Origin of the sequence: Scytonema sp. PCC 10023, from assembly GCF_963920835.1 — a bacterium.
Lineage (GTDB): Bacteria > Cyanobacteriota > Cyanobacteriia > Cyanobacteriales > Nostocaceae > Kalymmatonema.
Genome location: NZ_CAWUDP010000020.1, coordinates 44972 through 57383, shown reverse-complemented (window position 1 = coordinate 57383; position 12412 = coordinate 44972). Strand labels below are relative to the sequence as shown.

Genomic DNA, 12412 nt, shown 5'->3' with positions numbered 1-12412 from the left:
AAGTGTCCGTTGTCCATCTGTGGTTAATTATTCTTTTTTTTGGAATGAATACAAGAAGTCTAATGTTCAAACGCCTGAAACTCGGATTCTATAGCAATGTAGAGACGTGCCATGGCACGTCTCTACAACTCATGGCACTATGCCACATTCGGCTCAACTAAATTTTCTAATCCTTGAATGACTTTTGCGGATTCAATTTTGTCACCCGCCTTCAGTTCATCCAAAACTTCTTTTCCTTCAGTGAGATAACCAAAAACAGAGTAGCGACCATCCAACAAGTTGCGTCCTGCTGGTGTGAGTTCCGGTTCAAACAAGAAGAAGAAGACTTGTGAAGAACCGCCATTTACGTCACGTTCAGGACGTGCTAGCGCCAAAGCACCAAAAGCAGAGAAAGGCAGAACTGGTAAATCAGTGTAACGACCAGCATCCTCTAAAGTGATACCGTAAGTAGGTTTTTTATCACCTTGTGCCAGTACTTCTAGCGGAATAGCGCGGTATTTACCTGTTTTTGGGTCAATAAAACCCACATCTTTGCCTGGTGGATCTCCAGTTTGCAAGACGTACGATTCTTCAGAACGGGTGAATTCTAAGCCGTCATAAAAACCCCGTTGCACCAAATCAACAAAATTTCCAGCAGTTACAGGGGCGCTGTATCCGTCAACAACAACAGTAAGGTCGCCTTTGTTAGTTTTCACCTTTACAGTCGCACGACCTTTAAGTTGTGGTAAATTGCTGTATTCGGCTGGGACTTCAAAAGGAAATTCCGTCACCATTGACTCTTCAAGTTGGCTAACCAAACTCAGCAATTTGGCACGTTGATCCCGAACTTGTTCTTTATCTTTTGTTTTCACCACCTCTTGCAACTCATTCACACCGGATTTCAACTCAGCAATCAAAGCTTCAGCTTGAGGTTGGCGTTCTTTTGGAACACCTGCTAGAAGTTGAGAGGGTTTATCGAGAATCCGAGATGCTTTGCTGAGGTCTTTGGAAACAGCACCCCAACGTCGATTTGCCCGCAATTGGGTGGCAATGTCCTCTAAAGAAGCTTGCAGTTGCCGTACAGGTTTATTATCTATAGGGAGTGCATACCGCAGTAGAGCATTACCGTCAGTAATAGCATTCCCAGCTGGTAGCGCGGCGCTACTAGAGGGAGTCCATCCAGCTGTACTTATTCCTAAAAATAGAGTTACCAGCAGCAGTGCAATTAGGCTGTTATTCAACCAGGATTTAAATATCTTGAACATGCGATGGCTCAAATGCAGCATCAAACTATTGACTGGGCGTAACCCAACAATAATCTTCCCACAGTACAGGAAGCACTTTCGCCTTCATATCCATAGGACTTACGCAAATTAATGAAAAAACGAACCGCAAAGGACGCGAAGGACACGAAGAGATAAGAGTTTGAGAGAGTTTTTGCGTAAGTCCTGATCTAGTCGTAATTAAAAAAAAGTATGATCCATCGATATTTCTAACCACAGATCCACACCGATGAACACTAGTTAATCATCTGTGTCCATCTGTGTCCATCTGTGGTTTAATTTTCCTGCAATTGACTTTTGCAATCTTCATAAGCGATCGCCTAAAGCGCAGTGCTAGACGCGATCGCTCACAACAATCAATAAAACTAGACTCTCAAGGCAGATTTATGCTACGCATGACTCTGCGTCTTTTCCTCAATTGCCTAATAGTCGTCGCGCCTAAATAACCCCAACAACGGACCGAGAATCACACCAAAAACAAAACCGCCGATATGCGCCCAATAAGCAACTCCGCCCGTCTCCACACTCATGTTAGCGGCTGCTTGTAGGTTGGCAAGACCAGAGATGACATTTTGGACAAAGAAAACCCCAATCAGAAGCAGTGCAGGAACTCTAATTGTGGTAATAAAAATACCTAAAAATATTAATGACATCACTCTTGCATCGGGAAAGCGAATGATGTAAGCACCCAGAACTCCAGAAATAGCACCACTTGCCCCTAACGATGGAATCGCAGAATTGATACCTATCACCCACTGGCATAAAGCTGCTAAGGCACCACAACTGAGATAAAAAATTATGTATTTAAAATGACCCAAACGGTCTTCAATATTGTTGCCAAAAATCCATAGAAACACCATATTTGAAATTAGGTGCCACCAACCACCGTGTAAGAATTGCGACGTAAATAAAGTCGTCCACTCTCCAGGCAAGTTGTTGGTTAACTCTCGTGGCACTACTGCATACAGCCGTAAAAACTGATCTAATTGTCCACCTGATAGACTAACTTCATGAAAAAAAACTAAAATGTTCATGCCAATCAACCCGTAGGTAATAAACGGGGTGATTCGTGTTGGGTTTTCGTCATATAGCGGAAACACAGGTGTTTTTCCTCATTACTAATTAACTGCAATATATCCTGTGAGGCTGGCAGTTGTTGAATAAAAGGAATTTCACCTACTGCTGTAAGCTGCCATAAGAAACCTGTATTTGGCAAACATCATAAGAAGTGCCAGCCTTATTCGTGGCACTTGCTTTGTACTATCTGCTGTAGTTACCGTACCAAACTTCTTCCCTTGCTTTGTCGCTAAATAACCCCAGCAATGGACCAAGAAGTGCCCCAAATACAAAACCACCTGCATGCGCCCAGTAGGCGATACCGCCGCTTTCCATGCCAATATTAGTAGGTGTTTCTAGACTGGCGACTCCGTAGAAAGCTTGCTCAAGAAACCAAAACCCAAGAAACAAGTACGCTGGGACACGGAATGTGGGGAAGAAAAACCCTAGGGGAATAACGCCGAGAATTTCTGCTTGGGGAAACCGGAGAATGTATGCCCCTAACACGCCGGCGATCGCACCACTAGCCCCCAACGAAGGAATTGAAGAATTCTGTGAAAAGTACCACTGCGCCAGTGATGCCAAAACACCACAACTTATATAGAAAAACAAATATTTGACATGACCCAATTTGTCTTCTACGTTGTTACCAAAAATCCACAGGAACAACATATTACCACCTAGGTGCAGTAAACCGCCGTGCAAAAACTGGGAAGTAATCAAAGTCACCCATTCTGGTACTGGCTGATGAACTGAAATTCCCGCGAAGCTGGCACTCAGTTCTCGCGGCACAACAGCCGCAAGGTGTAAAAATCCATCTAATTGTTGCGGAGGTAGATTGGCTTCGTAAAGAAAAGCTAAAACATTGACGGCAATCAGCCCATAAGTGACGTAGGGCGTGATTGTCGTAGGATTATCATCTCTGATAGGAACCACAGGCGTTTTTTCCGATTTTTGAGGAACCAGCCTCACAGTACCTAATTTTTCGTGTTGTTTCTTCTAACCTGTGGAGGTATTTAGCACAGTTAACAGTAATCAGTGAACAGTTAACAATGAACAAGTGCTTAATAATTCTTCATCGCCCGTTGCATCTCACGCTGATCTTGGCGTCGTTTGATGTCTTCGCGCTTGTCATGGACTTTTTTACCTTTGGCAAGAGCTATACTGACTTTTACCCAGCCGCGCTTGAGATACATCTTCAAGGGTACTAAAGTCAAACCCTGCTGTTCTACTTTGCCTATCAGCTTACGAATTTGCTCGCGGTGCAGCAGCAGCTTGCGTGTGCGGCGCGGTTCATGGTTGAAATACTGCCCACTCGCAGTGTACGGCGAGATATGCGCGTTAATTAGCCATATTTCTCCATCACGGATTAAGGCATACCCATCTTGGAGATTAGCCTTACCTGCACGAATTGACTTAACCTCGGTTCCTGTCAACTGAATTCCAGCTTCGTAGGTTTCGAGGATTTCGTATAAATAACGGGCTTGACGATTGTCGCTAACAACTTTGTAACCTTCGTTCTTGTCACTCATTGATAATTTGGCGTAGGTATATGTGTCAAAAGAAATAGTATAGGGTAGTTTGGGGGTATAGATGGGAATGTTAAATTAGCACCAATGTTTCTGTGAATATTAGCTTTATCCTTCTAATTTAGCTTTTTTATACTGTTTTAGCTTGTTTGTATTCTTAATTAATCTTTTTTATTACTGATTGCTTATTTTCGGTCATCTATCTTTTTATTTATCCAATCAATCGTTGTTAATAACAAATAAAAAATAATTCTCTATAGAGATAGCATCGTACTTTTGAAAAGGTTGAGATAATTTTGTATATCTTGAGCGTGACTTGAGATAGTGCTTATTTTATAGCCACGGGATGATTTTGTTGAGCTATGGAATGGGTAAATTGATGAGTGAAAAGTTAAAGGTTGAGGAAGTTAAATTATGAAACGTCAATTAACAGCAGCTATTGGTGCTAGTGTTATCGGTTTAAGTATGGCTGTTTTACCCGTACCTGCTTCGGCACAAACCAATACTGGTGACACCGGAACGACCGGAACGACCACTGGTGGTACCACCACAACTGACACAACAAATACAAACTATCGTGGTGATGATGGTTTTGATTGGGGTTGGTTGGGATTACTTGGTTTACTTGGTTTAGGTGGTTTGGCTGGCAAACGCCGCGAAGAAGCTACTCGCTATCGTGACCCCAATGCCGTTGGAACAACTGGCTACAGAGAATAATTGAGTGTGTGTCTAAGGTGTATGTAAAAAGAATGGAACAATGAAAACACACAAAGCCTTAGACTGTATATCTAAGGCTTATTTAACTCCATTGAGCAAGGATGGTCTGGTGTTGTAAAGACTATCCTCAACTCTTTAGACAAGAATTAGCTCGCTGTAGGTTCTGAATTAGGCGAATTGAATTCTCTGGTTCGATTTAGCGGTAAAGATTTGTAATAGCTGGCAATTAAGGCAACCAGCAGCCACCATACGGTGTTCACTTCAGGGCGATACCAAACGGTATCAACCAAGCCGTGACCAAGCATACCAGCTAAAGAGGCGATCGCCCCAATCAGCCAAAATCCTTCTACACTTTTGAGTTCTCGTAACCGCTGCAGTTGGAGAAAAGCTGTATTAAATGTTACGATGAGCAACCACAAGAAACAGGCTAAACCAATAAATCCAGTTTCTACAGTCACCTCCAAGAAAACTGAATAGGCACTCAAAGCGTTATAACGGGGGAGTTGGTACAGCGGGTAAACTTTATTAAAAGCGTTGTGACCCGGTCCTATACCAGTTATCGGGTAATCCTGAACCATCTTGAAAGCAGCATTCCAAACATTCGTGCGAAATTTACTACTGCTATCACCTTTGCCACTAAAAATACTGAAGAAACGTTCACGTACTGGCTCAACAAATACTATTGCAACAAACAATAACCCAAACAAACTTCCTAAAATAAGCCACAGTGACCAAGTGCGCCAGAAAGGAGGCATTTGCACACTCCACCAGTAGTAAAGCAACGTAAGTAAGGTTAGAGTTGCAACTACCAACCCAATCCAGCCACCACGGCTTGAAGTCAGATACAGACAAGAAGCATTGACAAATAGCATTGTTAATGCTAAAGCTTTCTTCCACCAGCTTTGCCAAGCAAAAATTGCGACTGCACTTAAAACCACCGCAGGTAGAAGATATCCAGCCAGCAAGTTGGGATTGCCCAAATAACTGTAAACCCTCGTTGACTTTGACAGAGGAGATTCTGGATCAACCCAAGTAGCCAGCGCTGGCGCTCCAAAAAACCATTGCCGCAACCCATATACGCTCACAATTAGGGATATGTGCAAGTACAGCGTAATCAACCAAGATCGAAAGCGCGGTGAGGTGAGAACCCTAGCACAAAGGGCAAACAGTAGCAAATACAGTGTGAAATTTCGCAAGTCTGTAAACGCCGCCTTCTTCACAGGTGACAACGCTGTCGCTACGCAAGCAATTCCCCAATAAAGCAAGACCAGTAAGTGAATGGGGGTAACACTTCGAGCATTGGCTGTTGTTTCATCTGATAAAGTTAACAGCAGCCAAAATGCTGCACAACCAAGCAATATCAATCCCAATAGCTCATTGGCTACAAAAGGTGCAAGACCATAGATCAGGGTGAGCAAAATAGCCGCTATTGTCTCTCCCCATTGCATCAATAGGCTGCTTTGCCGCCAGGAATGCAACAGCCCTACTAGAGAGCGGTGCAGGTAACTCGTGGCAAGATATTGTCTTAGAGGCAGATAGGATAAAGTGAATCGTTGCCAAACTAAATTCATAATACTAAGCTGTGATGAATTAGCACTCCCGCGTAGAACTTGGACTTAATCATAATCCGGGTCTTCTAAAAAGTTCACACCGCAGATAGCTTCTTATTATTCACTCGTTGCTCATTGCCATCAGAGCCATTGCCTATGATTTGAATAATCGTTTTTAGTTGGGCGTCAACGCAAGCAAACCGGAGTTAGGTATCGCTAGGCGCTTCTGCTACGTCTAAATCCAGTGGCAAACTCAGCACATAACGATATCCTGATTCTGATGACCCTTGAATAACAATTTGTCCATTATGCAACTCTGCTAGATGGCAGCTGAGCAAAAGACCCAAGCTTTCACGAGAAAAATTACCATGCGGCTGATTTGAATTTACGCTTGAGTTATCCAATACGACTGATAAGTCCCCTGCTTGCTCTTGGTTGTCCGCATGACCTTTATGAGTTGGGATAGCACCTATAAGCTTTAGCATTGGTAGTGTATTGCTCAGGCGAAAGTAGGGGTCAATTTCTGTCATACCGTCCCCCAGCCAAGGATGTGATACCCAAACTGTGATGTTTAGCGTATCGTCTTTGGAAGAAACATGAATCCGAACAACACTACCTGTAGCAGAAAGTTGAATCACGCTAAAAACTAGGTGATATAAGATTTGTCGCACCTTGTCTTTATCTAACGAGCAAATGCGATTGCGCACTGGTTCTACAGATAGGCGAATATCCTGCTCACGACGGTGGGCTGCTTCTTCTAAGGTATTGATAGCTTGTTGACACAGCATTTCAATATCTACAGGAACTAGATTCAGTTCTGTGGGGTTTTCATCCATTGTCCCCAGTTCAGAAATTTCGTTAACCAACGAAAGTAAGTACCGACCACTGTGTTGAATAATCTCTAGATATTCTCTTTGCTTCGTTGTTAAGGGACCGTAAATCTCACGCCCTAAAACACTTGCCATGCCTAACACCGATGTTAAAGGGGTACGCAACTCTTGAATAAGTTGTCCTAACAGTTCCAATTTCAGTTGGTTGGTAGGAACTAAATCTTTTTGTAAAATAGATGGACTGATTTTGATTTCAGTACTATTGATAACATCTTTCTGTGGCTCGTTAGAAGCACTCTTGGGGATGGTGCTACTCGGAATTGCTTGCAACAGACGGTTACGCTCAAATTCGCTCATGCTCCAACGAGCAATGATTTGTAAAAACTCAATGTCTCTATTTGTAAAATCGCGTGGTTTTGTATCCATGACTGCCAATGCACCTAAACAATACCCAAAAGCATCAAACAATGGCACTCCTAAGTAAGAGCGAATGCCATAATCCTCAATCAACTTGCTGTAAGCAGATGCACCAGTCAATGTGTCTGTATCATTAATGACGAAAGGTTGCAAACTCTCTACTACCTTAGTGCAAAAGGATTCTTGGCGTGACAGTTCACGGCTTTGTGCCAGCTGATTCATGATTCCTCCCCGTAGCTTGGATAAACCTACAGATGATTTGAACCAGTGGCGTTCTTGATCCACGAATCCCAAAATGCAAATTGGCGCTTCTAAGAAATGGGCAGCAGTTTGAGTAGCTTCTTCAAAAACTGGAATTGTTTCTGGTTGACGTAAACCCAAATCTGACAATACCTTGAGACGTTGTCGTTCTCTCGTTTCCTGGGAAACCCAGTCGTCCTTTAGGGCAAACAATTTGTTCTCAGGATCTACCATTGCGATCGCTACCTTAATATTCTCTGGCTACAGTAATTTATATAACCACTGTTGATCGGTTATTTGCTATCCTTAAGATTCCCTAATTTTGTCTTAAATGAACAAGCCAGAAGTAAAAATTTTTTCTCTCGTAAGTCTTGGGATGTCACGGAAAACACCACCCTCTAGCTTCCTCTATTTCACCAAATGATTAAGTCGTGTTGAATCGCTATCTGCAATGACTGAGCGTTGTACTTACAACTGGTGCAGGTAGTAAAAAAGTCCACAACAGCGTAGGTAATAATTTTCTATTAGGAGCGAAGACTGCAGTACAACAAGTCACAACGCTACTGATTTCAGAAATATCAGTCTGATTTTGATGTTTTTATACTAAACCAGGGCATTGCCGTGCCTTTATCATCTAATGCATACAATTGAGAACCGCTTCTTAGTGTTTTTCTTTACGTCTAGAGTGTACGCCAGACAAAATAAGATTTATGCAACAGGTCTAGTCATGAGTAAACCATGTCCACAAGAAAGCGTGGTTTAAAGCAGTTGAAAATCTTTGTTTTTTCGCCCACCAAGAGCGAGGTATGTACTAAAAAAATAATGACTAATGACTACTGATTCAAAAATGAATAGCTCTAGTTTCGTAAATTTTATATATTGAATTTGTCAAAATCTCAGGTAAAAACAACTGTTTATTCATAAAAATCTAAAAAAATGTCAACTATAAATAATTTTAATAAAAAATTTACTGTTTCTTCATAAGGAAGATTTGCCCAAACTATAGTATTCAGTCAAGAATGGATTAACTGCTAAAAAAATAGCATTTCTAAGATGAAATACTAGGGGCTTGCCTAAGAATGAATAATATGACGATTAGGGTTCCTTTTGTAGACCTGAAGTTACAGCACCAACCAATTCAAACTGAGCTACAACAGGCAGTCCAGGCTGTAATCGAACGGGGAGATTTTGTTTTAGGGCAAGCACTGAAAGATTTTGAGGCAGCTTTTGCAGCAGCTTCTGGTGTAGAATATGGCGTTGGTGTTGCCTCGGGAACTGATGCGATCGCTCTTGGTTTACAAGCGTGTCAGATTGGTCCTGGAGATGAGGTTATTTTACCAGCAAACACCTTTGTTGCTACATTGATTGGGGTGATACGTGCAGGGGCAAAGCCGGTTTTTGTCGATTGCGATCCACAAACAGCTTTAATTGATTTGCAGGCGGCGGCGCGGGCAGTGACGCCTCAAACCAAAGCGATTCTTCCCGTGCATCTTTACGGTCAAATGGTATCACCACGCGAGTTGTTAGACTTTGCTGACACTTACAAAGTGCTAATTTTTGAAGATGCCGCACAAGCACACCTAGCCGAACGCGAAGGATATCGCGCTGGTTCAGTGGGAATTGCAGCAGCTTTTAGTTTCTATCCCAGCAAGAATTTAGGGGCATTTGGCGATGGAGGGATGTTACTCACGCAAGATCCAGATGTCGCCCAAAAAATGTTACGCTTGCGGAATTACGGCGCGGCTCAAAAATATATTCACGTTGAAGAGGGTACCAACAGCCGTTTAGATACAATGCAAGCAGCGGTGTTGCAGCAGAAATTACCGTATCTGCCACAGTGGAATCGCGATCGCTTTAATGCTGCCGAGCAGTATAATATTGAACTAGCGCCCTTAGCATCAAGCGGGATAACTCCCATACAAAACCACAGCGGCGAGGGACACATTTATCATCTTTATGTGATCAAAGTCGATGATTCTTGTGCCGTACAACGTCAACAACTCCAAGAAGAACTCACAGCCGCAGGAATTCAAACTGGTGTTCACTACCCAATTCCTTGTCATCTCCAACCAGCATTCAGCCACCTAGGCTATCAAGTCGGAGACTTTCCCAATGCTGAAATGCTGGCGAAGCAAATATTATCTTTACCTATGTATCCTGGTTTGAGTCATAGCCAAGTCAAGGAAGTGGTTGCAGCAATTGCATCAAGCCTCAGTGCTGAACAACATGCATTTGCTCTGCATTTGAAAAATTTATGACTCAGAAATACTGAATTATGAATTAAAGTCATACTAATAATTCATAGTTCTTTATTCATAATTTATTACTAAATAAAGCCATGCAAATTCAGCGTCAGCTTAAAAATACAAATTCTTCACAGTTGATGAGTCTAGCTCTATTAGGTATTTTGGTACTGCTTTATGCTCCTCTGCTACTGTACTGGTGGGACGGTTGGGTAAAAAAAAGTATCAGTATAGAACACGAATATTTTAGCCACGGTATTATTGGTCTACCGTTCGCTGCCTATTTATGCTGGCTAAACCGAAAAAAGTGGCAAAGACTGCCAAATATTTCCCATCCCTTGGGCGCTGCGTTGTTAGTAGTGGGGGGAATTTTTTATCTAAGCGGTGTCAGCGAGTGGGTAAACATTTCCTTTCCAGCTATACTGGCAGGATTGTGCCTGTGGCTTAAAGGAATTCCTGGCTTCAAATTGCAAGGATTTCCTCTGGTACTAGTGCTTTTAGCAACACCTACCTCCGTTCCATATCTGATCACTCCCTACACGTTACCCCTGCAAAGTTTCATCGCCGCTACTGCTGGATTTATACTCACTCAGATTGGGATGCAAGTTATTGTGGATGGGATAAATATATATGTCGGAGGAAGGATTGTAGAAGTTGCGCCTTACTGTGCAGGGTTAAAGATGCTATTCACGACTCTCTACGTTGGCTTGATGCTACTTTATTGGACGGGTGCTTTGTCTTCCCGCCGCAAAAGTATCTGGTTTTTATCTATTGCAGTTTTAATGAGTATTTCCGCTAATATTGTTCGCAACACATTACTCTCGTTCTTTCATGGGACAGGACAAGAGGGGGCTTTTCATTGGCTGCATGATAGTTGGGGTGGTGATGTGTATTCTGCGATTATGCTGCTTTTATTAATACCTGTTCTTAATTGGATTGATGCATATTTTTCAGAAGTTTCAGAAACTCAACACGAAGGTGAAGCATAGGCAATTGAGGTGAATTTTGATATTGCTGCATATTTCCGGACATACGTCCTACGTTTAACGAGATCTGCTTTCAAGCATCCGGGTAAATAAAATCTCTTTCACAGTTGGCTCTAGGGGAACGCTCAGGCTACTAATATTGCCTTTGGTATCAGTTAAGAAAGATATAAGTTTTGGTTGCTCAAATAACTCATATTCAACAAAAATGTCAAAGTGGTAGTGTTCTAATTTAAAAATATTTGAATTATGAGTTGCTGTTAAACGATTATCATGAATTTCAACTGATAAGATTCCGTATGCTGGATGCTCATAATAGCCTGTGTAATCTTCTAGAGGATGAGAAGGCTGGGTTGGAGTTTTACGATCTGAAGTGATTTGCTCTTTAGCTTTTGCAGTAGCTTCTTTGGCTTGAGCATATTTTTCCTGCATTCGTTCATTCCAAAGAGCTTCGTCTAGACCGAGCAAGCGATCGCATACATAATAAGTCACAGTATTTATGACTGGATTTTGATCCATATTAGTCAAAACCACTATACCAATATTGTCTTGAGGTAGTACAGTTGTCCGTGCAGAAAATCCATTAATATTACCGCCATGCTGAATTAAATTATGACCTCGGTAAGAGGTAATCGCCCATCCTAAACCATAAAAATAATAAAAAAGTTCATTATATTCTAGTGTTTGAGTCATCACGACTTGTGGAGAGTGCATCTCTTGCAGATGACTTGGTGAAATAATTTGTTTATCGCCATACTTACCCTGATTAAGATGGAGTAAAAGCCACTTAGCCATATCAGTAACGTTGGAATTTATCGAACCTGCTGGACCACTAACATCGACATTACAAAAGGGTAATCTGTCAACTTTGTCGTCTTTTTCTGCATAAGGAAGTGCAAAGTCAGCAGCTTTTTGGGATTTCTCTACAGACAAATTACTGTCTCTCATTTCTAAAGGATTAAAAATTTCTTGTTGCACAAATTCTTCCCAGCTACTCTCGGTAATTTCACCAACCAAGTAACCAGCGGTCATGTACATCAAATTTTGATACTGAAAAACAGTACGCAATTCGTGAGTGGGTTCGAGATATTGTAAGCGATCTATTATTTCTTTACGGGTGAAGGGACTTTGAAACAACACAGCATCATGACGGGGTAAACCAGACCGATGAGTCACGAGGTCACGGGGTGTGATATGTTCAGTTGCATAAGAGTCATAAAGTTTGAAAGTGGGCAGATAATTTCTGACAGGTTTATCCCAGTCTAAAAGACCCCTTTCTACTAGGATACTCATCGCCATTGTCGTAAAGGGTTTCGTACAAGAAGCAATCGCAAAGAGAGTTTGTGGTGTAACACTGAGATTTTGTTCTACATCTCGCTTGCCAAAGCCTTCACAAAAAATTATTTGGCTATCTTTAATGATGGCGATCGCCAGCCCAGGTACTTTCCACTCTTGCATCGCCTCATTGATAAATTCTCTCAGACCTTGCATAGTAACTTTTCACGCCTCCTACGCGATCGCTACAGCTACCCTAAGATCCTAAGATGGAGCATCGCCCAATACGCTTCGGTTAAGCCAAAAACCA

General features: G+C 42.1%; 10 protein-coding genes. 3 read left to right on the top strand and 7 right to left on the bottom strand.

The window, feature by feature from the left end; genetic code table 11:
- Positions 1 to 137 precede the first annotated feature (137 nt).
- The 4 genes from ACM0OZ_RS14325 to smpB form a co-directional block, all read right to left on the bottom strand.
- Entirely contained in the window at positions 138 to 1265 is a 1128-nt protein-coding gene (locus tag ACM0OZ_RS14325; RefSeq protein ID WP_414583490.1) for a peptidylprolyl isomerase, read from the bottom strand.
- 419 nt (positions 1266 to 1684) lie between these two features.
- Positions 1685 to 2362: a rhomboid family intramembrane serine protease gene (locus ACM0OZ_RS14320; protein ID WP_414583489.1), complete on the bottom strand. Its 678-nt coding sequence runs from the start codon at positions 2360 to 2362 to the stop codon at positions 1685 to 1687.
- Between the two features lie 160 nt (positions 2363 to 2522).
- A complete protein-coding gene (locus ACM0OZ_RS14315; protein WP_414583488.1) occupies positions 2523 to 3254 on the bottom strand; it encodes a rhomboid family intramembrane serine protease in 732 nt (243 codons plus the stop codon).
- A 128-nt stretch (positions 3255 to 3382) separates the two neighbouring features.
- Positions 3383 to 3850, bottom strand: coding sequence for an SsrA-binding protein SmpB (smpB, locus tag ACM0OZ_RS14310; RefSeq protein ID WP_414583487.1), 468 nt, complete (start codon positions 3848 to 3850; stop codon positions 3383 to 3385).
- A gap of 411 nt (positions 3851 to 4261) precedes the next feature.
- Between smpB and ACM0OZ_RS14305 the strand changes: the two genes are divergently transcribed.
- Positions 4262 to 4564 carry a WGxxGxxG family protein gene (locus ACM0OZ_RS14305; RefSeq protein ID WP_414583486.1) on the top strand — a complete coding sequence of 101 codons (303 nt, stop codon included), beginning with the start codon at positions 4262 to 4264 and terminating at the stop codon, positions 4562 to 4564.
- A gap of 146 nt (positions 4565 to 4710) precedes the next feature.
- Here ACM0OZ_RS14305 and ACM0OZ_RS14300 read toward each other — a convergent pair whose 3' ends face one another.
- Both ACM0OZ_RS14300 and ACM0OZ_RS14295 read right to left on the bottom strand, forming a co-directional pair.
- Entirely contained in the window at positions 4711 to 6135 is a 1425-nt protein-coding gene (locus ACM0OZ_RS14300; RefSeq protein WP_414583485.1) for an IctB family putative bicarbonate transporter, read from the bottom strand.
- A 185-nt stretch (positions 6136 to 6320) separates the two neighbouring features.
- Positions 6321 to 7835 (bottom strand): GAF domain-containing protein, encoded by a 1515-nt coding sequence (locus tag ACM0OZ_RS14295; protein WP_414583484.1) that lies wholly within the window; start codon positions 7833 to 7835, stop codon positions 6321 to 6323.
- An 845-nt stretch (positions 7836 to 8680) separates the two neighbouring features.
- Here ACM0OZ_RS14295 and ACM0OZ_RS14290 point away from each other — a divergent pair.
- Complete coding sequence (locus tag ACM0OZ_RS14290; RefSeq protein ID WP_414583483.1) at positions 8681 to 9859, top strand: DegT/DnrJ/EryC1/StrS family aminotransferase; 1179 nt, start codon at positions 8681 to 8683, stop codon at positions 9857 to 9859.
- An 80-nt stretch (positions 9860 to 9939) separates the two neighbouring features.
- Positions 9940 to 10833, top strand: coding sequence for a cyanoexosortase B (gene crtB / locus ACM0OZ_RS14285; RefSeq protein ID WP_414583482.1), 894 nt, complete (start codon positions 9940 to 9942; stop codon positions 10831 to 10833).
- A 54-nt stretch (positions 10834 to 10887) separates the two neighbouring features.
- Here crtB and ACM0OZ_RS14280 read toward each other — a convergent pair whose 3' ends face one another.
- The gene (locus ACM0OZ_RS14280) at positions 10888 to 12318 is read right to left on the bottom strand and encodes a serine hydrolase (protein WP_414583481.1); all 1431 of its coding nucleotides are present in this window, start codon (positions 12316 to 12318) and stop codon (positions 10888 to 10890) included.
- Between the last annotated feature and the right edge of the window lie 94 nt (positions 12319 to 12412).